Annotated in this window: 28 protein-coding genes, 1 tRNA gene and 2 pseudogenes; 13 read left to right on the plus strand and 18 right to left on the minus strand. The window is 72.0% G+C overall.

The genetic code is table 11. From position 1 onward, the window contains the following. Positions 1–166: 166 nt before the first annotated feature. Positions 167–358, plus strand: a complete 192-nt coding sequence (locus GHR20_RS20910; protein WP_111583764.1) for a DUF397 domain-containing protein — start codon at positions 167–169, stop codon at positions 356–358. Between the two features lie 128 nt (positions 359–486). Here GHR20_RS20910 and GHR20_RS20915 read toward each other — a convergent pair whose 3' ends face one another. The 3 genes from GHR20_RS20915 to GHR20_RS20925 form a co-directional block, all read right to left on the minus strand. After that, the gene (locus tag GHR20_RS20915) at positions 487–1,341 is read right to left on the minus strand and encodes a MerR family transcriptional regulator (protein WP_153814053.1); all 855 of its coding nucleotides are present in this window, start codon (positions 1,339–1,341) and stop codon (positions 487–489) included. A gap of 86 nt (positions 1,342–1,427) precedes the next feature. Next, entirely contained in the window at positions 1,428–1,916 is a 489-nt protein-coding gene (locus tag GHR20_RS20920; RefSeq protein ID WP_148026962.1) for a glutathione peroxidase, read from the minus strand. Between the two features lie 44 nt (positions 1,917–1,960). Further along, a complete protein-coding gene (locus tag GHR20_RS20925) occupies positions 1,961–2,941 on the minus strand; it encodes a helix-turn-helix domain-containing protein (protein WP_111583761.1) in 981 nt (326 codons plus the stop codon). A gap of 94 nt (positions 2,942–3,035) precedes the next feature. Here GHR20_RS20925 and GHR20_RS20930 point away from each other — a divergent pair, with 94 nt between their 5' ends. Beyond that, a complete protein-coding gene (locus GHR20_RS20930; RefSeq protein WP_153814054.1) occupies positions 3,036–4,250 on the plus strand; it encodes an MFS transporter in 1,215 nt (404 codons plus the stop codon). Here the strand turns inward: GHR20_RS20930 and GHR20_RS37610 are convergent. After that, positions 4,204–6,765 carry an amino acid permease gene (locus GHR20_RS37610; protein ID WP_243878090.1) on the minus strand — a complete coding sequence of 854 codons (2,562 nt, stop codon included), beginning with the start codon at positions 6,763–6,765 and terminating at the stop codon, positions 4,204–4,206. The genes GHR20_RS20930 and GHR20_RS37610 overlap by 47 nt on opposite strands. Before the next feature lie 357 nt (positions 6,766–7,122). On the opposite strand from GHR20_RS37610, the gene GHR20_RS20940 reads away from it, so the two are divergent. Then, positions 7,123–7,707, plus strand: a complete 585-nt coding sequence (locus GHR20_RS20940; protein WP_161215303.1) for a hypothetical protein — start codon at positions 7,123–7,125, stop codon at positions 7,705–7,707. Between the two features lie 76 nt (positions 7,708–7,783). Continuing rightward, the gene (locus GHR20_RS20945; RefSeq protein WP_153814056.1) at positions 7,784–8,344 is read left to right on the plus strand and encodes a GNAT family N-acetyltransferase; all 561 of its coding nucleotides are present in this window, start codon (positions 7,784–7,786) and stop codon (positions 8,342–8,344) included. A gap of 31 nt (positions 8,345–8,375) precedes the next feature. Here GHR20_RS20945 and GHR20_RS20950 read toward each other — a convergent pair whose 3' ends face one another. The 4 genes and pseudogenes from GHR20_RS20950 to GHR20_RS37620 form a co-directional block, all read right to left on the minus strand. Beyond that, complete coding sequence (locus tag GHR20_RS20950) at positions 8,376–8,570, minus strand: hypothetical protein (RefSeq protein ID WP_153814057.1); 195 nt, start codon at positions 8,568–8,570, stop codon at positions 8,376–8,378. Positions 8,571–8,623: 53 nt separating this feature from the next. Then, on the minus strand, positions 8,624–8,848 hold the full coding sequence (locus GHR20_RS20955) for a cold shock domain-containing protein (RefSeq protein WP_148026967.1): 225 nt from the start codon (positions 8,846–8,848) through the stop codon (positions 8,624–8,626). 178 nt (positions 8,849–9,026) lie between these two features. Next, complete coding sequence (locus tag GHR20_RS37615) at positions 9,027–9,401, minus strand: hypothetical protein (protein ID WP_243878091.1); 375 nt, start codon at positions 9,399–9,401, stop codon at positions 9,027–9,029. A 689-nt stretch (positions 9,402–10,090) separates the two neighbouring features. Beyond that, a pseudogene (locus tag GHR20_RS37620) lies at positions 10,091–10,270 on the minus strand (esterase); the annotation flags it as partial. On the opposite strand from GHR20_RS37620, the gene GHR20_RS36845 reads away from it, so the two are divergent. Continuing rightward, positions 10,232–10,603, plus strand: coding sequence for a hypothetical protein (locus GHR20_RS36845; protein ID WP_343336045.1), 372 nt, complete (start codon positions 10,232–10,234; stop codon positions 10,601–10,603). The pseudogene GHR20_RS37620 and the gene GHR20_RS36845 sit on opposite strands and share 39 nt — an antisense overlap. A gap of 148 nt (positions 10,604–10,751) precedes the next feature. Here the strand turns inward: GHR20_RS36845 and GHR20_RS20970 are convergent, their stop codons facing one another. Next, the gene (locus tag GHR20_RS20970) at positions 10,752–11,609 is read right to left on the minus strand and encodes a hypothetical protein (RefSeq protein ID WP_153814059.1); all 858 of its coding nucleotides are present in this window, start codon (positions 11,607–11,609) and stop codon (positions 10,752–10,754) included. Between GHR20_RS20970 and GHR20_RS20975 the strand changes: the two genes are divergently transcribed. Further along, positions 11,608–11,973 (plus strand): hypothetical protein, encoded by a 366-nt coding sequence (locus GHR20_RS20975; protein ID WP_243878092.1) that lies wholly within the window; start codon positions 11,608–11,610, stop codon positions 11,971–11,973. The two genes, GHR20_RS20970 and GHR20_RS20975, sit on opposite strands and share 2 nt — an antisense overlap. Positions 11,974–12,020: 47 nt before the next feature. Here the strand turns inward: GHR20_RS20975 and GHR20_RS20980 are convergent. From GHR20_RS20980 to GHR20_RS20990, 3 genes are all read right to left on the minus strand, one after another. Continuing rightward, positions 12,021–12,093 (minus strand) — tRNA-Arg (locus GHR20_RS20980). A 119-nt stretch (positions 12,094–12,212) separates the two neighbouring features. Next, the gene (locus GHR20_RS20985) at positions 12,213–13,373 is read right to left on the minus strand and encodes a lactate 2-monooxygenase (protein ID WP_153814060.1); all 1,161 of its coding nucleotides are present in this window, start codon (positions 13,371–13,373) and stop codon (positions 12,213–12,215) included. Positions 13,374–13,469: 96 nt separating this feature from the next. After that, the gene (locus GHR20_RS20990; protein ID WP_243878093.1) at positions 13,470–14,699 is read right to left on the minus strand and encodes a M6 family metalloprotease domain-containing protein; all 1,230 of its coding nucleotides are present in this window, start codon (positions 14,697–14,699) and stop codon (positions 13,470–13,472) included. Positions 14,700–15,168: 469 nt separating this feature from the next. Between GHR20_RS20990 and GHR20_RS20995 the strand changes: the two genes are divergently transcribed. Together GHR20_RS20995 and GHR20_RS21000 are read left to right on the plus strand one after the other, a co-directional pair. Further along, on the plus strand, positions 15,169–15,828 hold the full coding sequence (locus GHR20_RS20995) for a TetR/AcrR family transcriptional regulator (protein WP_153814062.1): 660 nt from the start codon (positions 15,169–15,171) through the stop codon (positions 15,826–15,828). 204 nt (positions 15,829–16,032) lie between these two features. Beyond that, complete coding sequence (locus GHR20_RS21000) at positions 16,033–17,562, plus strand: MFS transporter (RefSeq protein WP_194858942.1); 1,530 nt, start codon at positions 16,033–16,035, stop codon at positions 17,560–17,562. Between the two features lie 37 nt (positions 17,563–17,599). Here the strand turns inward: GHR20_RS21000 and GHR20_RS21005 are convergent, their stop codons facing one another. Further along, positions 17,600–18,109 (minus strand): MarR family transcriptional regulator, encoded by a 510-nt coding sequence (locus GHR20_RS21005; RefSeq protein WP_153814064.1) that lies wholly within the window; start codon positions 18,107–18,109, stop codon positions 17,600–17,602. A gap of 128 nt (positions 18,110–18,237) precedes the next feature. On the opposite strand from GHR20_RS21005, the gene GHR20_RS21010 reads away from it, so the two are divergent. Beyond that, positions 18,238–19,044 (plus strand): class III extradiol ring-cleavage dioxygenase, encoded by an 807-nt coding sequence (locus GHR20_RS21010; RefSeq protein WP_241670940.1) that lies wholly within the window; start codon positions 18,238–18,240, stop codon positions 19,042–19,044. Positions 19,045–19,087: 43 nt separating this feature from the next. On the opposite strand, the pseudogene GHR20_RS37625 reads toward GHR20_RS21010, so the two are convergent. Next, positions 19,088–19,302, minus strand: a pseudogene (locus GHR20_RS37625) (GNAT family N-acetyltransferase); the annotation flags it as partial. 192 nt (positions 19,303–19,494) lie between these two features. On the opposite strand from GHR20_RS37625, the gene GHR20_RS21015 reads away from it, so the two are divergent. From GHR20_RS21015 to GHR20_RS21025, 3 genes are all read left to right on the plus strand, one after another. After that, positions 19,495–20,496, plus strand: coding sequence for a sigma-70 family RNA polymerase sigma factor (locus GHR20_RS21015; protein ID WP_111583746.1), 1,002 nt, complete (start codon positions 19,495–19,497; stop codon positions 20,494–20,496). Between the two features lie 647 nt (positions 20,497–21,143). Next, complete coding sequence (locus GHR20_RS21020; protein WP_343336014.1) at positions 21,144–21,995, plus strand: TetR family transcriptional regulator; 852 nt, start codon at positions 21,144–21,146, stop codon at positions 21,993–21,995. Beyond that, positions 21,992–22,165, plus strand: coding sequence for a hypothetical protein (locus GHR20_RS21025; protein ID WP_243878094.1), 174 nt, complete (start codon positions 21,992–21,994; stop codon positions 22,163–22,165). Before GHR20_RS21020 ends, GHR20_RS21025 begins: the two co-directional genes overlap by 4 nt. A gap of 18 nt (positions 22,166–22,183) precedes the next feature. Here GHR20_RS21025 and GHR20_RS21030 read toward each other — a convergent pair whose 3' ends face one another. After that, positions 22,184–23,149: a YafY family protein gene (locus tag GHR20_RS21030; protein ID WP_194858943.1), complete on the minus strand. Its 966-nt coding sequence runs from the start codon at positions 23,147–23,149 to the stop codon at positions 22,184–22,186. Between the two features lie 173 nt (positions 23,150–23,322). On the opposite strand from GHR20_RS21030, the gene GHR20_RS21035 reads away from it, so the two are divergent. Continuing rightward, the gene (locus GHR20_RS21035) at positions 23,323–23,571 is read left to right on the plus strand and encodes a hypothetical protein (protein WP_086808321.1); all 249 of its coding nucleotides are present in this window, start codon (positions 23,323–23,325) and stop codon (positions 23,569–23,571) included. 65 nt (positions 23,572–23,636) lie between these two features. On the opposite strand, the gene GHR20_RS21040 is transcribed toward GHR20_RS21035, so the two are convergent. From GHR20_RS21040 to GHR20_RS21050, 3 genes are all read right to left on the minus strand, one after another. Next, entirely contained in the window at positions 23,637–24,383 is a 747-nt protein-coding gene (locus tag GHR20_RS21040; RefSeq protein ID WP_111583744.1) for a DUF6227 family protein, read from the minus strand. Between the two features lie 157 nt (positions 24,384–24,540). Then, entirely contained in the window at positions 24,541–25,755 is a 1,215-nt protein-coding gene (locus tag GHR20_RS21045; protein WP_148026973.1) for an Ig-like domain-containing protein, read from the minus strand. Positions 25,756–25,905: 150 nt separating this feature from the next. After that, positions 25,906–26,931, minus strand: coding sequence for a P1 family peptidase (locus tag GHR20_RS21050; protein ID WP_153814065.1), 1,026 nt, complete (start codon positions 26,929–26,931; stop codon positions 25,906–25,908). Positions 26,932–26,947 lie beyond the last annotated feature (16 nt).

Consider the following 26,947-nt stretch of genomic DNA (forward strand, 5'->3'; position numbering starts at 1 on the left):
ATCCTACAGGGTGGGCGCGCTCCCGTGGAAGGTACGTTGGAATATGCCATCCGGTCGAGTGAACGCCCGCTCCGGCCACGGCAGTTGCCCGGTAGCGTCGATCACGCCAATCGGACATCGGGTTGGCGTGAACCCGCACTATCGCAACTCGCACACAGGAGTGGACATGGCACTGATTCAGGGCGCTTCGGAGACGTGGCTGAAGTCCTCCTACTCCGCGGGCAACGGCGCCTGCGTGGAGGTCAAGTCGCCCGTCACCGCCGAACTGGCCGTCCGTGACTCCAAGGTCGCCGAGGGCCCGATCCTGGCCTTCCCCGCCACCGCGTGGAACGCCTTCGTGGACTCGGTCAAGGCGTAAGGGGCTCGTCCCTGACCCTCGTTCCGACGAACACAACCGCACACGCACCACCCAAGAGCCCTCTCGACCAGACGCCGTCCTCGCCGAGAGGGCTCGGCCGTGCCCGGCCCCGGCGGGGCCGGGCCGCCTCAGCCGGAGCGCACCGGGAAGGCCACGTCGCACACCGGGTCCCCGGGGCCCGCCGACGCCCAGTCGGCGAAGTAGATCTCCCGGCACGGCCCGGCCGGCTCCAGCCCCTGCCGGCCCAGCCAGTCCTCCACCGCCTCGAACGCGGCGAGGATCTGCGGGTGCGCCACCTGCGCCTTGGTGATCCGGACGTACGCCAGCCGGGCCGCCGGCTCCAGCCGCACCCCCGTCTGCCGGCCCCGCCCCTGCCGCCCGGCCCAGGCCCGTGCCGCCGCCTCGTCGGCCACCGGCACACACGCCTCGGCGGGCCCGTCGCTCTCCATCGACACCTCGGCGTGGTAGACGACGAACGGCGCCGCCGCCACACCCCCGCACTCCCGCGCCGCCGTCTCCAGCCGGTCCAGCGCGGCGCCGATCCAGGCCGGCAGCTCGTCCGCCAGCGTGTGCCGCGACTCGGTGATCACCACCCGCGCCGGCACGTCCACCGTCTCGACCGCGAACTTCTGGTACATCTCGTCACTCCTCCCGGACAGCCGTCCACGGAGGTACTCGGCGAGGGTCCGCTGCCCGGCGATCCGGGCCTCCACGTCCGCCCAGTAGGCGGCCAGCAGCCCGGCCGCCTCCGCGCCCTCGGCCCCGGTCACCTCGGCGATCCGGGCCAGCGGCATGTCCAGCTGCCGCAGCAGGGCCACCAGCCGGGCGCGCTCGACCTGGGCGGCACGGTAGTAGCGGTAGCCGCTCGACCCGTCGACGTACGCCGGGGCGAGCAGGCCGAGGCGGTCGTACAGCCGCAGGGCCTTGGCGGACAGCCGGGCCCGGGCGGCGAACGCCCCGATGGTGAGCAGATCCTCGTGCACCGATGTCGTCCTCCGTCGCCGGGCGGTCCCTTCCCGCCCGGCGACAGCGACGCTCCGCCCTGCCCCAGGGGCAAGGTCGAGCGTGGTCAGCCGAGCTGGGCCTCGATCGCCGCGACGACCTCCGCCGACTCCGGCTCGGCCTGCGGCGAGAACCGGGCGACGACGCTGCCGTCCCGGCCGATCAGGAACTTCTCGAAGTTCCAGCGGATGTCGCCGCTGTGGCCCTCCGCGTCCGCGAAGCCCACCAGGCGCTCGTACAGGGGGTGCCGGTCGTCGCCGTTCACCTCCACCTTCTCGGTCAGCGGGAAGGTCACGCCGTACGTCGCCGAGCAGAACTCGGCGATCTCCTCGGCGCTGCCCGGCTCCTGCCCGAGGAACTGGTTGCACGGCACGCCCAGCACGGTGAAACCGCGCCCGGCGTAGCGCTCCTGGAGCTTCTCCAGGCCCGCGTACTGCGGGGTCAGGCCGCACTTGGAGGCCACGTTCACGATGAGGACGGCCTTGCCTGCGTACTGCGACAGGTCTGCGGCGCCGCCGGTGAGGGCGCCGATCTCGGTGTTCAGCACAGTGGTCATGGGCGCGATGGTATGCGGCCGAGGTGTCCCCGGGGCGGCGCCCCTCACCCCGGCGCACAGGGCGCGGCCGCCGCCACCACCGCGTCCCCGGCCGCCGTCCTGCCGTACAGCACCGACCGCCCGGTCCTGCGCCCCGCCACCAGCCCCGCCTCCCGCAGCACCTTCAGATGCCGCCCGACCGAGCCCAGCCCCTGCCCGGTCACCGCCGTCAGCTGGCTGGTGCTCATGGGGGAGCCGAGGAGGGCCAGGACACCCGCGCGGGCCGGCCCGAGCAGGGCGGCGAGGGCGGCCGGGACCGCGCGGGCCCCGGCGTCGGCGAGGACGCCCGCACAGGGGTAGACCAGGGCGTACCGCTCCCCGTCGTCCCAGGACACCCAGCCGTGCCGCTGCGGGGTGACCGGCACGAAGAGCATCTCGGCGCCGGAGATCTCGCGCGGCGGGTACGCGTGCAGATTGACCTGGAGCCGGTTCCGGCCCAGCCACCGGGTGCGGCCGGGCCGCAGCGAGTCCAGCACGCTCACCCAGCCGCCCCGCCCGGCCTGCGCGGTCCGCGCGACCACGTCGGCCTCCAGCACCCGCCGCTGCCGCTCCCAGTACGGCCGTACGGCCTCCCGCCACACCCACTCCAGGAGCGCGGCCGCCCGCTCGGGCAGGTCCGCGCGGTCCAGCACGGCCGGCAGCGGACCGGCGAGGGCGGTGCGCAGATGCGCGCGGGCGAGGTCCGGCGCGACCGAGCGCACCCGGGCGACCTCCGCCGCGAACTCCTCCCCGTCGCGGGGCGTCGGGGTGAAGAAGTCGGCGATCCACTCCCGGCCGAGGCCCGCCCGCACCAGCCGGCCCGTCACCGGATCGGCGGCCAACAGCGCTCGGTACGAGGGCAGATGGGCCCGCAGCCAGTCCCGCTCGCCGGGATGCGCCGCCTCGCCCGCGTGCAGCAGCTTCAGCCGCGCGAACGTCTCCGCGAGCGGCGAGATCACGAACCGGCTGCGCGCCAGCGTGTCCGCGTTGAGTTCCCAGCAGCCCACCGTCCACCGCCCCCCGAGCCACGTCCCGCCGTACGACCTTTCGCGCCGCCGCGAAACAATAACGGCCCGGCGGGTCCCGGCCGAGACTCCCGGTGTGACCAGCTACCGATCCCTCTTCTGCACCCCCGGGTTCACCCCGCTCTTCCTCGGCTCGGCCGCGCAGACGGCGGCCGGCACCGTCGGGAGCCTCGCCCTCGGCACTCTCGTCTACCGGGCCACCGGCTCCCCGCTGCTGTCGGCGGTCAGCATGTTCGGCCCCTCCCTCGCCCAAGTCCTCGGCGCCACCGTCCTGTTGTCCGGCGCCGACCGGCTGCCGCCTCGTACGGCCCTGACGGCGATCGCGCTGGTCTTCGCGGCCGGCACCGCGCTCCAGGCGCTGCCCGGGCTGCCGGTCGGCGCGCTCTTCGCCGTACTGCTCGCGATGGGCCTGGTGGCCTCGCTCGGCGGCGGGGTCCGCTGGGGCCTGCTGAACGAGATCCTCCCCAGGGACGGCTATCTGCCCGGGCGTTCGGTGTTCAACATGATGAGCGGGCTGACCCAGATCGCCGGTTTCGCCACCGGCGGCGCCCTGCTGGCCGCGCTGGCGCCCCGGGTCTGCCTGGTCCTGTCGGCGGCCCTGTACCTGGCGGCCGCCCTCGCACTGCGCCTCGGCCTGTCCGCCCGCCCGCCCCGCAGCGCGGGCCGCCCCTCCGCAGCGGCCACCTGGCGCGCCAACTCCCGCCTCTGGTCGCACCGTTCGCGCCGCCTCACCTACCTGGGCCTGTGGCTCCCCAACGGCATGGTCGTCGGCTGCGAGTCCCTGTACGTGTCGTACGCCCCGCACGCGGCCGGCACTCTCTTCGCCTGCGGGGCGCTCGGGATGTTCGCCGGGGACGTCACGGTGGGCCGGCTGCTGCCGCCCCGGGTGCGACGGCGGCTGGCGACCCCCCTGCTGCTCCTGCTCGCCGCGCCCTACCTGGCGTTCGCCGCGCATCCGCCGCTGCCGCTCGCCGCGCTCTGCGTCGCCCTCGCCTCCGTCGGCTTCGGCGCGAGCCTCGTCCAGCAGGAACGGCTGATGGACCTCACCCCGGACGAACTCGCGGGCCAGGCCCTCGGGTTGCACTCCTCCGGCATGCTGACCATGCAGGGCGTGAGCGCGGCGGCCGCGGGCGCGGTGGCCCAACTGACCACCCCGGCCGCGGGGATGGCCCTGATGGCGGCCGGCTCCATCGCGGTGACCCTCGTCCTGGCCGCGGCGGGCCGCCGTACCCCCCGCCCGCCGCTCACCCCCGCACCGGCGGCGGCGGAAGGGTCTGCTCGGTCCAGATGACCTTGCCGGTGGGGGTGTAGCGGGTGCCCCAGCGCTGGGTCATCTGGGCGACGATGAACAGCCCCCGGCCGCCCTCGTCGTCGCTCGCCGCGTGCCGCAGATTCGGGGTGGTGTGCCCGGTGTCGGAGACCTCGCAGGTCAGGGTGCGGTCCCGGATCAGGCGCACCTGGATGGGTCCGCCGACATAGCGGATGGCGTTGGTGACGAGCTCGCTGACGATGACCTCGGTGGTGAACGCCAGCTCGTCCAGCCCCCAGTCGTCCAGCTGCTTGCCGACGCTGCTGCGCAGGGCGGCGACCGCGGCCGGATCGGCGGCCGGCTCCCACTGCGCGAGCCGGGTCCGGTCGAGCAGCCGGGTGCGGGCCAGCAGCAGGGTGGCGTCCTCGTCCACCGCGCCGGTCAGCATCGTGGACACCGTCTGCTCGCACAGCTTGGTCAGCGAAGCCCGGGGGCCGGTGAGGGAATCGGCGAGCCGGCGCAGCCCCGCGTCCTGCCGCTCGGCGGCCTGGAGCAGACCGGAGGTGAACAGCGCGAGGACGCTGCCCGGGGCGAGCCGCAGCTCGGTGCTCTGATACGGCAGGCCGCCGACCCCCAGGGGCGGCCCCGGCGGCACGTCGAGGCTCCGGGCCACACCCGTGTCCCCGGCCACCAGCACCGGCGGCGGACCGCCCGCGCGCGCCATGCTGCACCAGCCGGAGACCGGGTCGTACACCGCGTACAGGCACGTCACCATCGCCTCGTCGACGGGGGGCGGGGCATGGTCCGGGACGGCGGCGGCGTCGCTCGGGGCGGGCGCGCGCTCCTGGGCGGTCTGCTCGGCGAGGTCGTCGAGCCGGGTGAGGACCTCGTCGGGGGCCAGATCGAGGCGGGCGAGGACCCGCAGCCCGGTGCGCAGCCGCCCCATGGTCGCCGCGGCGGGCAGCCCGTGCCCGAGCACGTCCCCGACGACCAGGCCCACCCGGGTGCCGGACAGCGGGATCACGTCGTACCAGTCGCCGCCCACCCCGGACCCGTTGTCGGCGGGCAGATAGCGGCTCGCCGTCTCGCACGCGGTCTGCGGGGGCAGCCGGCCCGGCAGCAGGCTGCGCTGGAGCTTGAGCGCCGTGCTGTGCCCCCGGGTGACGACCGGCAGCAGCAAAAAGCCGATCGCGAGGGTGCCGAGCCCGAGCACGGTCACCCCGCCGACCCGCCCGACCACCGGGAGGTCGACGGTGCTGGCGCCGTACCCCGGTTCGGCGTAGACGACGAAGGCGGCGTACCCGAACAGCAGCGCCATGAGCAGCCCCCCGAGCCCCGGCATCAGGCCCTTGCAGATCAGGTCGCGGGGGCTGCGGGTGAGGACCTTGCGGTGGTACCAGAGGCAGGCGAAGCCGGTCAGGCCGTACTGGAAGGCGATCGCGAGGCCGACGGAGTCGACCGAGTCGGCGAGGACGTTGCGGCTGAACGACGACAGCAGGACGAGCAGCGCGACGGAGGCCACGCCCATGCCGAGCGTGGCCCAGGTCGGGGTGAGGAACCTGCGGTGCACCCGGGCGAACCGGGCGGGCACCGCCTTGTGCACGGCCATCGAGAAGACGGTCCTGGCCAGCGGCAGGATGGTGGTCTGGGCGGAGGCCAGCGCCGAGGTCAGCACCATCAGGATCAGCAGCCGGGACAGGAACAGCCCCGCGCCGTGACCGCCGAAGACCGCCTCGCCGAGCCCCGAGAACACGTCGTCGTGGTGATCGGCGTTGCCGAGCCCGATGCCGGTGCCGCCGACGCCCGCGAAGGACTGCGCCGCGGTGGCGACCAGCCCGTACATGACCAGCAGCAGCACGGGGGAGAGGACGGCGGCCCGCCCGGGGATACGGGCGCTGTCGACGGTCTCCTCGTTGACGGACACGGCGGTGTCCCAGCCCCAGTAGATGAAGACACCCGCGAGGATGCCCGAGGTCAGGGCCCGTACGGAGGACACCTCGAAGGGGTTGAACCAGGACGCGGAGACATGGATCGCGGTCGCCGGCGGATCGGTGTGGACGCGGACCAGCGCGGCGACGGCGAACAGCAGCAGGACGGCGACCTCCAGACACAGCAGCCAGCGCTGTACGACCGCGGAGACCGTGATCCCGACGTAGCAGACGGCGGTGAGCAGCCCGATCCAGACCACCCCGGCCACCGTGACCCAGAACCGGCTCTGGCTCAGCGCGTCGAGACCCACCAGCCGGAACCCGTAGGCACCGGCGACGGTGGCGAGGTTCGCCATGACGATGATGTTGGCGACGATCAGCCCCCAGCCGCCCATCCACCCGGTCCTGGGCCCGAACGCCCGGGTCGCCCAGGTGAAGGTCGTACCGCAGTCCGCGTCGCTCGCGTTCAGCTCCCGGAAGGCGTACGCGATCAGCAGCATCGGCACGAACGCCAGCATGGTCACGATCGGCGCCTGGAGCCCGACCCCCGCCACGATGATCCCCAGCGTGGCGGCCAGGCTGTACGCCGGTCCGGTCGACGCCAGCGCCATGACGAGGGAGGAGAACATCCCCAGGGCGTTGCCGCGAAGCCCCTTCCGGCCCACGCCGGAACCCGGAGCGGGCCGCCCCCGGACACACCCCTGCTCCCGAAAAGCCTCACATTCGATTCCAACGCGGGGGTGGCCGGCGTGCAAATACAGGCTCGGCCGACGGGGGGAAGGCCCGCCGGCCGCTTTCCCCCGCGCCCCACGCCCCGGTCGCGTGCGCGTCCCCCGTGGGGCAGCATGAGGCCGTAACCGGATGATCACGGATCAACCGGACATCGACGGGTCGGCCGGAAGGGAACGGATGCCATGGGTAGCGGCGTGTCGAGGGGCGGACGGCGGCTGCGGTTCCGGCGTTCCCCGCGGTTGCGGAGCGCGAGCGTGGCCGTCGCGGTACTGGCCACCGCGGGCACCCTGACCCTCACGGCCTGCGGCGGCGGCAACAACAACGGCGGCGGTACGACCGTCAGCCCGCGCCCCACACCCCCCGCGACGGAGTCCTTCACGGGCACCCCGCCCTCCCCGCTCTCCTCGGCCGCGTCCTCCGCCGTCGCCTCGGCCCGCGCCTCCGCCTCCGCCGCGGCCTCCTCCGCGTCCGCACGGGCCGACGAGTTCGAGGCATCGGTCTCGGCGGAGGCCGAACGGGCGAACCAGGAAGCCCACCAGCGGCTGGCGAACGTACAGGGCCGGGGCAACGCCGCCTCCGACGTCTCCCTGAGCGGCATCCCCCGCGCCCAGGTGAACGACCTCCAGGCCGCCCACGTCAACATCCACAACTCCACGGGCAAGACGGCCAACTTCGCTGTCCAGGTGGACTTCCGCGACCCGGACGGCAAGGTCGTCGAGACCCGCTACGTCGGCGCGCAGAACGTCCGCCCCGGCCAGACGGTCCACCCCTACGCCATCAGCCACCAGCCGCCGCAGCCGATCCTCAAGCCGGAGGTGGCGAAGGCGGAGCGGTACTGAGGGGGGCGGTACCAAGGGGTGCTGAGGGTCGGTACCGAGGGGCCGGCATCAGGCAGGGGGGTGCAGGATCGGCGTCATGGACTACCGACATGCCACCGCGGCCGACGCCCCGGCCATGGCCGCACTCCTCGCGGCCAACCACCACGACGCGCTGACCGAGCGGGAACGTGCGCGGCAGGGCTTCGTGCAGGGAGCCTTCGACGCCGGCACGCTCCGCTCGATGGCCGGGAACGGGAGCCTGCTCGTCGCGGACGACGACGGCCACCTCGCCGGCCTCCTCGGCCTGGCCGCCCCGGACGGCATCCCCACCCCACCCCCACCGGTCCAGGCACTGCTGGCCGCCCAGGATTCCCTCGAGTGGCAGGGGCGCTCGCTCCGCTCCGCTTCCTTCCTCCTCTACGGCCCCGTGGTGGTCGCCGCCGCCTACCGGGGAAGGGGAGTGGCCCGGGGCCTGTTCACCGCGGCCCTCCGGTCGGCCGCGGGCCGGGCCGAGCTGCTGATCGCCTTCATCGAACGGGCCAACCAGACCTCCTGGCGCGTCCACGTGGACGGCTTCGGCATGACCCCGCTGGGCGAGTTCACCCTCGCCGACCGCGCCTACGACGTCGTCGGCGCCCCCACCCGCCCGGCCACCTGAGCCGTCCGGTCAGTCGCCCGTCCCCGGCGGATCACCGGGCACCGTCCCTGTCCAGGACCAAAACCTCCGGCAGACCACGACGGGCCCCACGAGCACGGGCAGGGGAGACCAGGTAGTACTCCCACCGCGCCGGAAGCAGGGTGGGCAGCATGATCACCATAACGAGGGCGAGCCAGGCGCCCCTCACCGCGAGCACGGCCTTGGCCACGATCACGGCCGCGCGCACCGGCTCCCCCCGCCTCTGACATCCACCCGGGCCGAGCGCGAGAACCGAGCACGTCAGGCAGGCCGAGGCACGATGCTCACCGCGCGGTAGTCGTACCCGTCCTGCTTGAAACCGGGGGCTTCCCATGTGAGGTCCACCCGCTGTCCGGGCGACAGCGTGCGGAAGCCGGGCCTCTGGATGTCGGAATAGTGGCCGAAGCAGCCACCGGGAGTCTCGGGGGAATCGAGAACACCCCACCCCTCCTCATCGCTCCACTCACGGACGGTCGCGGTCACCATGGACGGCACGCTACGTGCTTCGGCTGCGCGGGGCACTTGGTACCCGAGCTCGGGAAGCTGCGAGCCTTTGGCGGCGGTTTGGGTGCGTAGATTAACGGCCCCTGACCGGGGGAATCGGTCGGGGGCCGCTGGATTGCCCCGTGCCGCACGGCTCGGGCACGGGTGGGGCCCGGGGTCTCTACCGTTCCATGCCTTGCTTGCTGATCTTCTTGGCGCGCCCCATGACGTGGCTGCGATCGATGAACCCAATACCGCGTTCGTCCTTCAGCCACCTGTTGACGAGGTGCACCGCGGTACCGGCGCGAAGCTGTTCCGCGGCCTCTGCGGCGAGGCCGTCCAAGCGGGCGTTCTCCGCCTTCGTACCCTCCTGCTTGGCCTCCAGGGCCTGCTGCTGGGCTTGTTGCCTCACCAGACGCTTCGCTTCACCGGCGAGATACTTCTCGGCATCGGTGACGGCCCTGAGAATTCGAGGGTGGTTCAACCCCTGGTTGTAAAGCCGCCCTCGGAGCTCGGCGCCGCTTACACCGTCGCGTAGCGACTGGAGAGCCAGCACGTAGGTCTCCTGGTAGGCCGCCGTAAGGTCCCTGGCGGAGGACCCGGTCACAGTTGGAGCACCGGCTGAGGTCGGGACGTTGACCGTTGCTTTGGTCCTACTCCTGCCGGAAGTCCCGGTGTAGCGAAGGCCAGTTTTTGGCACTGAGAGAGTGGTCTGCACTTTTCCATCAGCGCGTCTGGTGATACGCGCTCCCTTGACTCCTGCTGAGTAGCTGATGCCTGCCTTGGATGCCGTGATGCGGATAGGTCCTGCTTTGAAGCTCTTCCTGTAGCTGAAGCCCATGAGACCCCCCTGCTTACCGATCGTGGTGCCAAGTAAGTCTGCTCTTATATGATGGGAGGCGTCACCGGTTTCAACGAGTACATCAGCTGGACTGCCACGATCTCGGCTTATTCGGCGGCATGCGTCTGAGCGCACAAGATCAGCCGCGGACAGTCAGTTTCGACGGCAGCCGAGCCGATCATGCGCGTGTACGTTTCGCTGCACCCGCACTGGCCTCAGCGCGTTGCAGGGTCCCGCTTCAAGCCCATTCCAACTTCAGGAGACGGGCCGATCGGTGCTGTGTCACGGATGTCTGGTAGCCCCTGGCCATGACGTTCTTGGTGGTGGTCGAAGGGGCGCCCAAGAGGCCCCGCGTCGAACGGCGGGGCCTCTTGCCGTATCGAGTTCTCCTGGACAACAGCCAGCTACGCCAGCGACCTCCGCAGAGCGTCCACCAACGACGCCGCACGTCCATCCTCGGCCCCTCCGATGATGTGGTTCATCGCATAGCCGAAGGCGATGCCGTGTTCCGGGTCGGCGAAGCCGAGTGAGCCCCATCGTCCGGTGTGGCCGGACGCGTTCGGGCCGGCCATGGGGTTGCCCTTGGCTTCCGCTCGCATCAGATTCTGGCGCGGACGGCCGGTGACCTGTTGCCGGAATTCACGGTCTCCACGAAGGTCGGCTATTTTTCGGGGCCGGACGGGGCGGAGCATTCCCTGGACCCCATGCGCTGGCACACGGCGGTGGAACTGGCGGCCGAGGACCTCGGGCGGGAGCCGGGCCTGGTGTTCCTGCACAACCCGGAACACTCGCTCCGTGAAGCCACCCCTCACAACCAGGATGCGCTGGTACAGGCGTGCGCCAACCTCGACGACGCCGCCGCAAAGGGGCTCTGCGCACCTGGGGCATCGCATCCTGGGACCCGTCACCGCTGGTGAGTCTGTTCAGCGGACGTCCTCGCCAAGGTGTGGGGCTTGGGCAGCGGCGAGGCGTGGGGGATGAGCCCTTTCGGGGGCAGTACCAGTACTCCTGCCTGGGACAGGATCGACCCACGCGAATTCCTCTTCTCCGAGACTGCTCACTTGGTCAGCCCGCCTGAAGCTCCTCGATCGTCCGCGCGGCTATGCGTCGGGCGGGTTCCAGTCGAGGGTCCTCCGGATGCGCATACGGCCCGAGGATCTTCGAACAGGCGAACAATGTCATCAACTTGCCGTCCCGGCTCTCGAAGTCCGACCGGCGCTCGTGCCATACGCGATCAGCCAGAGCCGGAACGGCAAGGGAACTCGCCCACAGCGAGGCGGAGTCCAGCCCCAGCGGTGCGCTACCCCAGTCCTCCCAGTCGAAGAGGCTGAATGCCGGCGCGGTCATGTTCGCCCAGTTCAGGTCCGCGTGGGCCGGCACCCACCGCCCCACAGTCGTATCGAAGCCGCTGGAGAAAACACCGCGGATGGACTCGGTGACAAGGGCTTGGGTGATGGTGACGGTGTCAGGTGTCGCGGTCCGCCCGGTGTGCTGTGTCGCCAGAGCGTCCAGCGAGGCGTTCAACGCCTCCCACCAGCCGTCCGGCAGCTCCGGGGCCTCACTCAAGATGGCGCTCCCGACGGGATTGCCCGGCAGGAGCTCGGTTTCGTCGGCCCGCCACATCGCTGGTTCGTCGGTGTCCCGCCAGACCACGCATCCGTGCCATTTGGGCTGGGCGATACCTTCCAGGCGCGCGGCACTCTCGGTGCCGTTCCATCCCTGATCGGGGATCTTGTCGAGCGAGCGCCGCTCGATCCGGACCCAGGTATCACGGCTCGTCCTGGCCCCCACGGATCGGCGCTTTCGCACCATCGTGTCCGGGAGCAAGCGCACTTGGAGAGACCGCCCGACACAAGCAAGGACCTCGCCGACCTGCTGCACGCGTAGATCAACAGCCTGACCCGTGGAGACGGAGAGCGCCATGGATGCGACCGTAGCAGTGATGCGACGCCGCGCCACCTGCCACGGTGCCGCGACGCTTGCCCACGCGGCCGGTGCTGAGCTGAAGGCCATTCAGGGGATGCTCGACCGCTCCTCGATCACCGTCACGGACGACACGTACACGAGCCTGCTTACCGAGGCGGATCTCGCGATCGCCGAGACCACAGCCCGGCTCGTACCGCGCGCCCGCGCCGCCTACAAAAACGATGCTCCGGAAGCCCAGGACGAGGCCGACGCGGTGGAGGCGAACGTGCCGGACGGTGCTGGTGCGCCCGGAGAAAACTCGGGCCTTGCACACCGTCCGCTCACGCAAACGGCCCCGGACAAGGAGTCCGAGGCCGAATAGGACCCCTCCCCGGGGAAGAAACCCCAGGTCAGAGCGGTAATGCGTTGTGCCCCCGGCAGGATTCGAACCTGCGACACCCGCTTTAGGAGAGCGGTGCTCTATCCCCTGAGCTACGAAGGCGGGGCTCGACCCACAGGGTACCGGATCGAGGGTCGGGCGGATGCCGGGATGGGGTGGTCGGAGGGGGAGGGGGAGGCGCGATTCCGTTCAGGCGTGGCTTCGAGCCCGGTGGCGGACGTTCAGCGCAGGCGGCGCAGCGCGTCCGGGGTCAGGTCGGCCAGGGTGGGGTAGCCGTCGACGGCCATCAGGAGGTCGGCCTCGGCGAGCAGGGTGCGCAGGACGTGCACGATGCCGTCGGCGCCGTCCAGGGCGAGGCCGTAGGCGTAGGGGCGGCCGATGCCGACGGCCCGCGCGCCCAGGGCGAGGGCCTTGACGGCGTCGGAGCCGGAGCGGACCCCGGAGTCGAAGAGGACGGGCAGGTCGCCGGCGGCCTCGACCACGCCGGGCAGGCAGTGCAGGGCCGGCAGGCCGCCGTTGGCCTGGCGGCCGCCGTGGTTGGAGCAGTAGATGCCGTCGACGCCCGCGTCCCTGGCGCGGCGGGCGTCGTCCGGGTGGCAGATGCCCTTGAGGATCAGCGGGAGATCGGTGAGCGAGCGCAGCCACGGCAGGTCGTCCCAGGTGAGGGGGTTGCCGAAGGTCAGTGCCCAGTGCAGGACGGCGGCCGAGGGGTCGTCCTCGGGGGACTTGGCGAGGCGGGAGCGGAACACCGGGTCGCTGGTGTAGTTGGCCAGGCAATGCCCGCGCAGCTGGGGGAAGTTGCTCGCGGCCAGGTCGCGGGGGCGCCAGCCGGTGATCCAGGTGTCCAGGGTGACCACGATGCCCTTGAACCCGGCCGCCTCGGCCCGGCGGACGAGGCTCTCCGCCAACTCCCGGTCGGTGGGGGTGTAGAGCTGGAAGAAGCCCGGGGTGTCGCCGAACTCCGCGGCCACCTCCTCCATCGGGTCCACGGTCAGGGTGGAGGCGATCATCGGCACCCCGGTACGGGCAGCGGCGCGGGCGGTGGCCAGATCGCCGTGCCCGTCCTGGGCGCACAGGCCGATCACCCCGACCGGGGCCATGAACAGGGGGGAGGGCAGGCGCATCCCGAACAGGTCGACGGACAGATCACGGTCCTTCGCCCCCACCAGCATGCGCGGGATCAGACCCCAGTCCTCGAACGCGGTGACATTGGCGCGCTGGGTGTGCTCGTCCCCGGCGCCGCCCGCGACGTACGACCGTACCGAGGGCGTCAGCGCGGCCAGCGCGGGCGGCTCCAGCTCGGCGAAGGTCATCGGCAGCCGCGGCACCACCCCGCGCAGGCCGTCGAGGTAGATCTCGTTCTGGTAGTCGGCGAACGCCATGGGGTCCTCCTGCTCCGGCCCGCCGCGTGCGAGCCGCTGGACCCTACAGCGCCGGACCGGCCCCGGGGAACGGCGGGCCCGGTCCGGGAGAACGGTTCAGGTCCGTGTCACCCGCACCCGGTACGTCCCGTCGTCCTCCCCCGTCACCCGCACCACGATCCCGTGCCGCGGGTCCTTGAAACTCTGGCCCGGGGTGAAGGGGGCGTCGGAGAGTTCGGCCTGGACGTTGGGGCTGCGGGTGCAGCCGCCGCTGTCGCGGTGCGCGTCGTAGACGGTGATGGGGCCCCGGCCGGTGTCGACGGTGGCGTCCACCTTGTAGATGAGGACGCCGGGGCAGCAGATCGCCTCGTCGTTGCCGCCCTGCGCGCGGACCTCCAGGGCGTACGCGGTGTGGCCGTCGACCGGGATGATCACCAGCTTGCCGCCGCCCGACTCGTACAGCGGGGTCAGCGCGTACTCGACGCTGCCGCTCTTCGCCGCGCAGCCCACCTGGGAGCCGTCCAGCCAGCCCAGTTTCCACTTGTCCCAGGCGAGCATGTCGTTGTTGGCGCCCCAGTCCTCGCTCATGATGTCCCAGTGCCCGACCGTGCCGCCGCCGTCCTGGGTGTAGAGGTCGGGCAGGCCGAAGGTGTGGCCGTTCTCGTGCGGCAGCACTCGGTAGCCGGTGTGCGGGAAGGAGCCGGAGCCGTCGTCCTGGCGGGAGTAGATGAAGGAGGCGTTGGAGACCGGCACCCCGTCGGCCACCGGCGCGTCCGCGTTCCCCGCGAAGGTCACCGAGAGGACCGTGTCCAGCGCGGACGGACCGGCGTTCGGGGTGACCAGTATGTTCAGCAGGTCGTACGAGCGGAAGTCGACGTGGGGATCGGCCGCGGCCACGATGTCCTGGACCAGCTGCCGGTACCCGGGGTCGAAGGGCGCCCCGCGTTCTATGCCGTACGCCTTGAAGGGTTTCGGCATCCGCAGCCAGTCGGTCACCGGCGTCTCGGGCCGGTAGTCCAGGCGGCCGTACGACGAGGTGCGGAACCAGTCCTGGGTGCGCGGGAAGAACTCGTGGAAGCGGTCCATCGCGCTGCCCTCGCCGGGGGCGTCGGAGAAGTCGACCATCAGGGTCAGGGCGTGCACGGTGCCGGTGGAGCGGGCGTAGCCGTGCGGGGTGGGCACGCCCTCGGTCATCTGGACGTCGGGGCCGCCGTGGATCATGCAGGGCGAGAGGGCGGCGGCGCGGGCCAGTCCGGTCGGCCCGGCGGTGGAGGGCGCCGTGAGACGGGCGGTCCCCGCGGAGGTGCTGATCGCCAGGGTCAGCGCGGTCACCACGGTGAGAGCCATCCGGCGCGAGGGTATGCGGCGCCCGGATATACCGCTGGGGTCGGGGTCCTGACCGGGGGATATGCGGCCCGAGGATATGCGGCGGGGCGACTGCGGCTGCGGCTGCATGCACGGACCCTTCGCTCCACGGCAGCCGCCGGACTCCTGGCTGCGCCCTTGCGATCACCCTGTGCCGGGGCCCGGGCGGGCGCGCGCTGGGTGAGACCGATCGTGGGAAGGGCGGGACCGAACGTGGGAAGCGCGGGCGCGGGAGGGTGAATCCGGGCCGCGGCGCATGTGGCTCAATGTGGCTCAGCTCACAGCTTCTCTTTCCGCGGACGGGAAATAAGTGGGGACCCTCTCCCCGTTTGGAAGGGTGTCCGCCTGAAACGGGGATCGAGTCCCCGGATCACCGGGCCCGTCGGCATCGCATCACCGACAACGCAACACCGACATCGCACTTACTCACGTCGTACCCGAGGAGCGCCCAGTGACGACCGCCACCCACCCCGCGCCGCGCAAGGTGACCCGGCCCCGCGCCGACGCCCTGCGCAACCGGGAGCGGATCGTCACCGCCGCCCGCGAGATGTTCACCGAGCACGGCCCGGACGTGCCGCTGGACGAGATCGCCCGCCGGGCCGGCGTCGGCAATGCCACGCTGTACCGCAACTTCCCCGACCGCGACGCCCTCGTCCGCGAGGTCGTCTGCTCCGTGATGGACCGTACGGCCGAGGCGGCCGAAGGCGCCCTCGCGGAGACCGGGGACGCCTTCGCCGCGCTGGAGCACTTCGTGCACGCCTGCGCCGACGAGCGGATCAGCGCGCTGTGCCCGATGGTCTCCAGCACCTTCGACCGGCACCACCCCGAGCTGGAGGCCGCCCGCGAGCGGGTCGAGAGCCTCGTGGCGGAGGTCATGGGACGGGCCGTGGCGGCCGGTCAGCTGCGGTCCGACGTCGGGGTGGGCGACCTGATGATCGCCGTGGCCCAGCTGAGCCGGCCCCCGGCCGGCACCGGCTGCCCGCAGGGCGACCGGTTCGTCCACCGCCACCTCCAGCTTCTCCTCGACGGCCTGCGGGCCCCCGCGCGCTCCGTGCTGCCGGGCACCGCCGTCACCGTCGGGGAACTCCGCCAGTGCGGTACGGCCGCATAGCCCGAACCGCTCCCGCCCTCCACGCCAGCCGCCTCCGTCGCCGTTCCCGCTCCTGTCGTCCTTGCCGTCCTTGCCGTCCGTTTTCCCGATGTCGTCCGTTTTGCTGACGCGTTCCGTTCACTGCCGTTTTCTCGTCATTTTTCCGTCACCTGGTCACGAAGCTCCGCACTCGTGAACTCCCGAAGTCCCGAAGTGGGTACACCCATGTCCGAAGCCCTCAAGGCTCCTCGCGTCGCCGGTCTGTCCGGTGACGCCAACCGCTGGAAAGCGCTCGTCTTCATCGCGCTCGCCCAGCTGATGGTGGTCCTCGACTCGACCATCGTGAACATCGCCCTGCCCTCGGCCCAGAAGGACCTCGGCATATCCGACGGCAACCGGCAGTGGGTCGTCACGGCCTACGCCCTCGCCTTCGGCGGTCTGCTGCTGTTCGGCGGCCGGATCGCCGACAAGTGGGGCCGCCGGCGTGCCTTCCTCACCGGTCTGATCGGCTTCGCGCTGGCCTCCGCGCTCGGCGGCCTGGCCGTCTCGGGCCCGATGATGTTCGGCGCCCGCGCCCTCCAGGGCGTGTTCGGCGCGCTGCTCGCGCCCGCCGCGCTGTCCCTGCTGGCCGTGATGTTCACGGACGCCAGGGAGCGCGCCAAGGCGTTCGGCATCTACGGCGCCATCGCGGGCGGCGGCGGCGCGGTCGGCCTGATCCTCGGCGGCTTCCTGACCGAGTACCTGGACTGGCGCTGGACGTTCTTCGTGAACGTGCCGTTCGCCATCGTCGCCGCGCTCGGCGCCACCCTGGTCATCCGCGAGCCGGAGGGCGGCCGCAACCGCGCCCCGCTCGACATCCCCGGCGTCCTGCTGTCCACCCTCGGCCTGGTCGCGCTGGTGTACGGCTTCACGCGCGCCGAGTCCGACGGCTGGAGCGACACCCTGACCGTCTCGATGTTCGTGGCGTCCGCGGTGCTGCTGCTGTCGTTCGTGCTGGTCGAGTCCCGGGTCAAGGCCCCGCTGCTGCCGCTGCGCGTGGTCCGCGACCGCAACCGCGGTGGCATCTACCTCTCGCTCGGCCTCGCCATCATCGGCATGTTCGGCCTGTTCCTCTTCCTGACCTACTACCTCCAGATCGTGCAGGGGTACTCCCCGGTCAAGACCGGCTTCGCGTTCCTGCCGATGGTGGCCGGCATGATCACCGGCTCCACCCAGATCGGCGCCCGGCTGATGACCCGGGTGCGGGCCCGGTTCCTGATGGGCCCCGGCTTCCTGGTCGCGGGTCTCGGCATGCTGCTGCTGACCCAGCTGGAGATCGGTTCGTCGTACACCACCCTGCTGCTGCCCGCGATGGTGCTGCTGGGCCTCGGCATGGGTACGGCGTTCATGCCGGCCATGTCCCTGGCCACCACCGGCGTCGAGCCCCGGGACGCCGGTGTCGCCTCCGCGATGGTCAACACCTCGCAGCAGGTCGGCGGCGCGATCGGCACGGCGCTGCTGAACACCATCGCCGCGTCCGCGAAGACGTCGTACCTCAAGGACCACATCGCGGGTGCCGCCACCAGGCCGCAGCAGCAGCTGGTGGGCCTGCAGAGCATGGTGCACGGCTACAGCACGGCGATCGCCTTCGCCGTCGGCATCCTGGCCGTCGCCTCGCTGATCGCCTTCACCTTCGTCAACGCCGGCCGTCCGGGCTCCACCCAGGTGGCCGCCGGCGCGGGCGCCGAGGACGAGGTGCCGGTGGTGGCCCACTGAGCCCACTGACCCTCGTGCACTCGGTGAGTCAGGTGAGTTAGCGGAGCCAGGGGAGGTCCGCACCCTCCTCGTCCGGCTGCAGGCCCTCGGCGACGATCTCCATGATCTCGCCGAGGGCCTTCTGCTGTTTTGGGCTGAGCCGGTCGAACAGGGCCTGGCGTACGGCGGTCACATGGCCCGGGGCGGTACGGCCGAGCACGTCCGCGCCCTCCTCGGTGAGCACCGCGAACTGGCCGCGCTTGTCGGAGGGGCAGTTCTCGCGGCGCACCCAGCCGTTCTTCTCCAGCCGGCTGATCGCGTGCGAGAGCCGGGAGCGGGTGATCTTCGACTTCATCGCCAGTTCGGTCATCCGCAGCCGGCGCCTGGGCGCCTCGGCGAGCGTGACGAGCAGGCCGTAGTAGATGTGCGGCATGCCCGCGTCGCGTTGCAGCTGCCGGTCGAGGTGGTCCTCCAGCAGGGTGGTCGCGTGCAGGTAGGCGCGCCAGACGCGCTGTTCCTCGGGGGTGAGCCAGCGGTGCGATGCGGCGGAGTCCGGTGCCGTGTTCATGGGTCCACTTTACGAAAGGTCTCTTTGAAACTTGAACTAGTTGACGTACGGTGTTTCGGTAGAGCTTGAGAGTTCAAGCAAATGACCGGACGCGTCCGGTCCCGCCGGGACGAGAGGGAGTCGCCGTCATGTCCGTCGCCGCCACGGAGCGCGCCGCCGAGGAGCGCATGCCCGCCCTGTACCTCAGCCACGGCGCCCCGCCGCTCGCCGACGACCCGGTGTGGCCCGGCCAGCTCGCCGCCTGGGCCGCGGCGCTGCCCCGCCCCAAGGCCATCCTCATCGTCTCCGCCCACTGGGAGGAGGCCCCGCTCGCCCTCGGCGCGATCGAGACCGTCCCGCTGGTCTACGACTTCTGGGGCTTCCCGGAGCACTACTACCGGGTCCGGTACGACGCCCCCGGCGCGCCGGAGCTGGCCGCGTCGGTCCGCAAGCTGCTGCGCGCCCCCGGTACACCCGTCCAGGACATGCCCGACCGCGGCCTCGACCACGGTGCCTACGTCCCCCTCGTCGAGATGTTCCCGCGGGCCGACATCCCGGTGCTCCAGGTCTCCATGCCCACCCTCGACCCGAGGCGGCTCATGGAGGTCGGCCGCAGGCTCGCCCCGCTGCGCGACGAGGGCGTGCTGATCATCGGCTCCGGCTTCTTCACCCACAACCTGGCCGCCCTGCGTCAGCCGGGCGGGTCCGTGCCGAGCTGGTCCGCCGAGTTCGACGACTGGGGCCGGCGCGCCCTGGCGGACCGCGACTGGGACGCCCTCCTCGACTTCCTGGGCAAGGCCCCGGCCGGCCGGTACGCCCACCCGCGCACCGAACACTTCGCCCCGCTCTTCGTCACCATGGGCGCGGCGGAGGCCGCCGGCGAGCTGGACGCGCAGAAGTCGGTGATCGACGGGTTCTGGCTGGGGCTGGCGAAGCGGTCGGTGCAGTTCGGGTAGCGGCTCGGGGGGTCTCGGCGCCGGCGGTGTCCGGATCGGTCCGCGTGGCAACCATCAGGCGGTGCGGGCCGTCTTCCGGGTGGGAGAGGCGGGGAGAGCGGCCGGGGCAGGCGCGCACGCGGGGTGAGGCGGGGTGAGAGGGACGGTGTCGAACGTGATGGCCGTCCCGCGCGCAGAGTGGTCGTAGATCTCCGTGAGGACATCGAGATCCCCCTCGACTCCTGGTCTGACCTGCGCCTCTGTGGGATCGGACACCATCTGGTCTCCCATGCGGCGGAACAGGGTACTGCATGATCAGAAAAATTGAGGGGCGGGTTGGGAATTCTGTCCTGATTCCAGTCGTTGTTTCCATCGGATGCAGGGCACTCAGAGGAGAGTCCCCAAGGACAGCCTCTGGAGACCCGCAGCGTTCAGGACCACCCGCCAGCCCACCATCGCAAGGGAGCACGCATGGCAACCCGTGCCGTCGCCCGTCGTAAGTCCGCCGCCTCCGGCGAGACGGCCGACTCGGCAAGCAGTGTTCGCGCTCATGGCGGCGAGATCGCGGACCGCGACCTGGTCGGCATGTACCTCGACGAGATAGCGCGCACACCGCTGCTCGACGCCGCCAAGGAGGTCGAGCTGTCCCAGACCATCGAGGCGGGTGTGTTCGCGCGACAGGTTCTCGACGGGTTCGAGGACACCACCTCGGACGCCACCCGTGAGGAGCTGGAAACCCTGGTCGCCGCGAGTGAGCGGGCCAAGGACGTCTTCATCCGCTCCAACCTGCGCCTGGTCGTCGCGGTCGCGCGGCGCTACCCGCGCAGCGGTCTGCCCCTGCTCGACCTGATCCAGGAGGGCAACGCGGGCCTGGTGCGCGCCGTCGAGAAGTTCGACTACCGCAAGGGCTTCAAGTTCTCCACGTACGCCACCTGGTGGATCCGCCAGGCCATCACCCGCTCCATCGCCGACCAGTCGCGCACCATCCGCCTCCCCGTCCACCTGGTGGAGGAGCTGGGCCGCATCCGCCGGGTGCAGCGCGAGTTCAACCGGGAGCACGGCCGCGAGCCGGAGCCGACGGAGATCGCGGCGGAGCTGGGCTCCACGCCGGAGCGCGTCACCGACGTCCTCGACTGGGCCCGTGACCCGGTCTCGCTGAACATGGCGGTGGACGACCAGGGCGAGACCCAGTTCGGCGACCTGCTGGAGGACACCTCCGCGGTCAGCCCCGAGCAGTCCGTGATGACCCTGCTGCGCAGCGAGGAGCTGGACGACCTGATCGGCCGCCTGGACCAGCGCACGGCCTCCATCATCAAGATGCGGTACGGCATCGAGGACGGCCGCGAGCGCACCCTGACCGAGGTCGGCAAGGAGCACGGTCTGACCCGTGAGCGCATCCGGCAGATCGAGAAGCACGCCCTGCTGGAGCTGAAGAAGCTGGCGCGGGACACCGGGTTCGACGCGGCGGCGTAAGGGGGGGCGGGGCCGCGTACGCCGGGTGGCGAAAGACGGCGCAAACATGGCGCCCCGGGACCGCTTCAACCGCAGGGCCCGAGGGAACAACCTCTCCGGGCCCGCCAGCGGGGCCCGGTGAACGCCGCACTCCCCACACCGAGTCAGCAACGGACCAGCCGCACCAGCGCGTCACAGCCGACACCGCCGATCCGCACCCGGCCGCCCCACGCACCTTCGGCCGACCCCACGTGAGCCAGGTCCCTGCGCACATCCCCCCCGGCGCCGGGACTTCCCAGAGCCGGGCTTCGGCGCCCACCCCCCGGGCGCCGGAGCCCGGCTTCTTTCGCCACGGGCCGGGCGGTGGTCCGGGCCTCAGCTCTCGCGACGGCGTGGTTCGAAACGGCACTTCCGCGCCACTTGGCCCCAACTCCACGCCTTTACACGGCCCTTGAGGGTGGAAAGAGCCATCATCCGCTCCCTGTGGAGAAGTTGGCGGCTTGGTGCGGACCCGTATGCGGTCTCCGCCTGCGGGAGCGGCCCGGCCGTGCGACGCTGGGAAGCGGTGCGGCGGCGGCGGAAAAGGCAAGGGGCGGCCCACCCCGTACCTGAACCCCGGGGTGAACCGCCGGATGGCAGATTCTGCCACACGGGCATAGCCTGCCGAGATGAGCACCACCCCCAGTCCTACCCCCCGCTCCACCTCCGGCTCCACCCCGCAGTCACCTCCCGGCGCCGGGCCGGCGCCCTCGCTCACCGAGCGCCGCAAGGCCGAGACCCGGATGGAGATCGCCCGGGCCGCGGCCGCGCTGTTCGTCCACCAGGGACTGCGGGCCACCCGTGCCGAGGACATCGCCCAGCAGGCGGGCATCGCACCGCGCACCTTCTACCGCTACTTCGCCACCAAGGAAGAGGCGGTCGCGCCCCTCTACGCCGCCGGCGCCCAGCGCTGGGCCGAGGCCGTCCGCGCCGCCCCGGCCGGGCTCACCGTCCCGCAGGCCCTGGAACACGCCGCCGAGCACACCCTCACCCCCGGCGCCGGGGTCTCCGCGGCCTCCTGGGAATGGGTCCGCACCCTGATCCGCCTGAGCGACACCAGCCCCGGCCTGCGCAAGGTCTGGGCCGAGGTGGGCCAGACGTCGGAGGAGGCGCTCGCGGAGATCCTCGCGCGGCGGCTGACGACGCCGGGATGGGGAGCGGCGTCCACGGAGGGGACGGGCGCGGTGGCGGCGGGCGCGGTGGGAGAAGGGGTGGCTGCGGGGGAGACGCCTGCGGGGGAGCCGTACGGGAGCGGGGCGTTCGCGGGGGAGCCGTACGCGGGGGAGCCGTACGCGGGGAGCCGGGAGCCGGCCGTGCTCCGGGAGCGGGCCGCACTCCGGGCGCCGTCCGTGCTTCGAGTGCCGGGAAGCCGGGAGGCGCCTCCGGTCCGCTCGGCGCACCGGCCGGTGCGGAACCCGGTCCCGGTGCGGAGCCCGTTCCCGGCGCCGGGCCGGACGAGGCGCCGCTCGCCGTCCCCGTGATCACCCCCGGGCTGCGCTTCGCCGCCGCCGTCGCCGGGAGCGCCGTACGCGTCGCCGTGCAGTCCTGGGCCGCCACCGCCTCCCCGCCCGCCGGCCCGGACGGCCCCGCGGCGCTGGCCCTGCGCAACCTCAAGGCCCTGGGCGGCTTCGACTGGGACGGCGCGCGCTGAGGGCTTCCCCGAGCGGGCTCAGACGCCCCCGGCCCGGCTCAGCCGTCCCCCCAACTCCCTGACGCACGCGACCAGTTCATCCGGTGCCCGGACGGCGAACTCGTACCCCGTCAGCGCCAGCCGGACGGTCAGCCACTCCACGGGGTCGCCGGTGCCGCCCGTCAGGACACAGCCGCCCTCGCCGTCGTCCGTGAGCGTCCCGAGCGCCGCCGGGAGCCGTTCGGCGACCTCCGCCGGGGACGCGGCGAACCGCACCTCGAACCCGTACGCCTCCTGCCACTGCTGGATCGACTGCCGCAGATACTCCGCCGCGCCGCCCGCCGGCAACTCCCGCTGCTCGAACCGGACTCCGGTGGCGAACGGCTCGCTCACCCGGTCCACCCGGAACGTGCGCCAGTCCGCTCGGTCGAGGTCGTACGCGACCAGGTACCAGCGCCGCCCCGTCGACACCAGCCGGTGCGGCTCGGCCAGCCGGCGGGACGCGCCGCCCTCCTTGTCGCGATAGGCGAACCGCAGCCGCTCCCGGCCCGCCACGGCCGAGGCCAGCAGCGTCAGCGTCTGTGCGGGGATGCTCGCGCCGTCCCCGGCGGTCAGCGGGGTGGTCGCGGCCTGGAGGGTGGACACCCGGTGCCGCAGCCGGGCCGGCAGGACCTGCTCCAGCTTGGCGAGGGCCCGCACCGACGCCTCGTCCACGCCCGCCACCGCGTGCCCGGCACCGGCCCGCAGCCCGACCGCGATGGCGACGGCCTCCTCGTCGTCCAGCACCAGCGGCGGCATCGCCTTGCCCGCGACCAGCCGGTACCCGCCGTCCGCACCCTTCGTCGCCTCCACCGGATAACCCAGCTCGCGCAGCCGGTCGATGTCCCGCCGCACGGTACGGCGCGACACCGCGAGCCGTTCGGCCAGCTCACCGCCGGGCCACTCACGGGGCGTCTGGAGGAGGGAGAGCAACTGGAGCAGCCGTGCCGGGGTGGCGGTCGTCATGCGTACGAGAATGCCGTAAGACCAGGTCGGTCCCTGACCTGATCCCGGCGGGCGTTCGCCCCCGCTCACCTGACCTTTTGGTCCGGTTGATCCCGTGTGTGTTGTTCACGGCACCTGCGAGATACGTCACGGTCCGGGGTCGAAGTGCCCCGCAGTGGTGTGTACTGGTGGGTATGCCCGAGCATCTGTCGACCCTCCAGCTGGTCGCCGCGGTCTTCCTCACCCTGGCCGGCGTGGTCTGGGCGATCGGCGTACTGCGTCTGCTGCGCCGGTTCCGCGCACAGGCGCTGCGCGAACTCGCGGCCGCCCGCCTGCCGTTCCTCCCCGCCCAGCGGACCGGCCCGCCGCGGGAGTCGGTGGAGCTGACCCCGGCCGAACAGGACGCCTTCGCCGGGCTGATACGACAGCTCGGCCACCGCTGACCGGCCCGGCCGGGCCGCCCGCCCCGCTGCCTGTCGCCCCGCCCGCCTCACCGTCGGTCCGGCCGTCACCCCAGTCGTGCCGCGCGCCGCTCCATCGCGGAACGGGCCGCGTCCTCCGACATGTACACCTCGCACATATGGCGGCCGTCCGGCGTCGCCGTGTGCTCGACCTCCCACAGGGAGATCTCGCTGTCGTCCGGCAGCAGGAACGCGTGCTCGTACAGCACATAACTCAGCCCCGAGCGGCCCGCCCGGCCCGGACGGCCGAAAGCCTGGGTGATCTCGTGCGCCGTCGCCGTGGCCAGCAGGTCCGCCGTGCGGTCGCCGGGATGGTCCGCGTTCTCCGCGCGGCGCAGCAGCCGGCGGGCGTGGTCGGCGGAGTCGCCGCAGGCGAACACATGCCGGGGCGCGGGGACCGCCCACAGCCAGGTCGGCGCGGGCAGCTCCAGTTCGGGCGCGTCCGGGGGTAATCCGAGGCGCGAGGTGGCCGTATGCAGCTCCTCCTCGTCGGTGTACACCTCATGGTCCGGGGCGCTGCCCGGAGTGGTGTTGTGCGCCAGCTCCCACAGCGTGACCGCCGAACCGTCGGCGAGCAGCCAGGTGTGCCGGTACGTCTCCCGGTGCAGCCCGGCGCTGTGGTGCGCGGAGTGCAGCGAACTGTCGTACGCCAAAGCGCAGTCGAGCCGCAGGATCACCTCGTCGGGCAGTTCGAAGGAGTTCAGGGCGCGGCCGAGGAGTCGCGCGAGGTGATCCTCGGGCGACTCGGGCGACTCGGCTGGTTCGGGCGCTGCCGTCTCGTACGGAACGCTCAAGGCATCTCCCGGCGTTGCTGCATGTCACCTTGTGGGTGCATACCGTAGCCCCTCGATCGGACATCATGTCCGGGAATGGGGAAATGGAACACCGGAAAAACGCGCGGGCCGCGCGAGATGTTCCCGCGCGGCCCCAAAAACCGTCAAAACCCGTCGGTCAGGCGGCACTTCCGGCGGTCCAGGCGCTCCAGGACATGTTCCAGCCATTGAGGCCGTTGTCCGGGGACACGGTGGTGTCGGGGGAGTTCTTCACGATCACCACGTCGCCGACGAGCGAGTTGTCGAAGAACCACTTCGCCGGGGTGTCGCCCTGCGCGCCCTGCACGTCCGCGAGGCCCACGCAGCCGTGGCTGGTGCCCTGCCGGCCGAACGGCGGATTGCCCCGGTTGTACCAGTAGTTGCCGTGGAGGAAGGTGCCCGAGGACGTCAGGCGCATCGCGTGCGGCACGTCCGGGATGTCGTACTCCCCGCCGAAGCCGACCGTCGAGCCGTTCATCCGGGTCTGGGTGAACTTCTCGGAGATCACCATCTGACCGTTGTACGTGGTGTGTTCCGCGCTGCCCCCGGAGATCGGCACCGACTTGAGCGTCCGGCCGTCGCGCACCACGGTCATCGTCTGCGTGCCGACGTCGACCGTGGAGACCTGCGAGCGCCCCACCGTGAAGGAGACGGTCTTCTTCTGCACGCCGTAGATGCCCTGGGCGCCCTGCACATGGTCCAGGTCGATCTTCATCGTGACCTTGGAGCCGGCCTTCCAGTAGTCCTTCGGCCGGAAGTCCAGGCGCCGGTCGCCGAACCAGTGCCCGACCACCTCCTGGCCGCTGCTGGAGTTGACCGCGATGTGCGACTGCACGGCCTTCTTGTCGCTGATCGACTTGTTGAAGGTGAACGACACCGGCATGCCCACACCGACCGTGCTGCCGTCGTCCGGCGTGTAGGTGCCGATGAAGCTGCTCGCCGAACTCACGGTGCTGAAGATGGCGTTGGCCGCCGCCGGGCGCCCGTCGGCGTCCTTCGCCCGCGCGGCTATCTGGTACTTCGTGCCGAGTTCGAGGCGCTGCTTCGGCTTCCAGCTGTGGCCGTCCGCCGATATCGCCCCCGGCACGGCCTGCGCCGAGCCCGACAGGGTCATCTTCACGTCGGTCAGCGTGCCGTCGCTGACCTTCACCCCGGTCGCGTTGACGGACGCGTCCGTCGCGCCGTCCTTCGCCGAGATCGCTATCTTCGCCGTCGAGGTCTTCGGGGAGTCCTTGCCGCCGCCCTTGTTCGAGGCGTTGGCGTCGCCGCCGCAGGCGGTCAGGGTGAGGGCGCCGACCATCAGGGCGGCACAGGCCCCCAGTGCGCGCCGCGCTGCAATGTCCGGCGTTGTCACGGGCTGCTCCAGGTTCGTGTGGTGTGCGTGGTCCGTTCCCATGCGCCGAGAAAGAGTGTGTAAACAGTCCCTGAGGTTCCCCCCAAGTCCGCGTAAGGCCACGACGTGACAGAACCGCGACAATCCGCGTCCGGTGGCGACGCGCTCCCGCTACGGGAGGCCGTACAACTCCCCGTACGACGGCCACGCTCCGCCCGGTCCGTCGACCGGCTCGGCCGCGCGCACCGCCCGCACGATCGCCCGGGTCACCAGGTCCGCGCCCGCCGCGAGCAGCTCGTTGAGGGCGAGCGGGTGGGCGGCGAGCGGCCGGGCGCCGGTGGCCAGGGTGAAGACCGTGTCCCCGTCGTGCAGCAGGTGGACCGGGCGGACGGCGCGGGCGATGCCGTCGTGCGCGGTGCCGGCCAGCTTCTGGGCCTGGGCCTTGGTCAGGTCGGCGTCGGTGGCGACGACCGCCAGCGTCGTGTTCAGCGGCGGCGGCGTACGGCCCGCCCCGGACTCCTCCAGCCGCCGCAGCGCGGCCTCGTGCACCTGCCGCTGCGGGTACGCGACCCGGCCGTCGTACAACTCCCCGTACAGCACCCCCGTCTCCGGATCCATCACCGAACCCGCCGCGTTCGCGACCACCAGGGCGGCGACCGTGATCCCCGAGTCCAGGACCGTGCTCGCCGTGCCGATGCCGCCCTTGAGCCAGCCGGTCGCCGCGCCGGTCCCGGCCCCCACACAGCCCTGCGCCACCGGGGCGCCCGCCTCGGTCGCGGCCGCCGCCTCCACCGCCGCGCGGCCCGTCGAGGCGTCCGGGCGGGCCCGGAAGTCACCGCCGCGCCCCAGGTCGAAGACGCAGGCGGCGGGCACCACCGGCACAACATGCGCCGGATCAAGACCCACTCGCACGCCCCGGCCCCGCTCCTCCAGCCAGGCCATCACCCCGGATGCCGCGTCGAGCCCGTAGGCGCTGCCCCCGGTGAGCACGATCGCGTCGACCCGCTGGACCACATTGCGCGGATCGAGCGCGTCGGTCTCCTTGGTGCCGGGCCCGCCCCCGCGCACGTCCACGGCGGCCACGGCCCCGCCCTCCGGTGCCAGTACGACGGTGGTCCCGGTGAGCCGCCCGTCCCCGGTCCGGGTGGCGTGTCCGACCCGCACCCCGGCGACATCTGTCAGCGCGTCAACTGTCATGACCGCCAGTCTGCCC

It is taken from the genome of Streptomyces sp. SUK 48, from assembly GCF_009650765.1.
Lineage (GTDB): Bacteria > Actinomycetota > Actinomycetes > Streptomycetales > Streptomycetaceae > Streptomyces.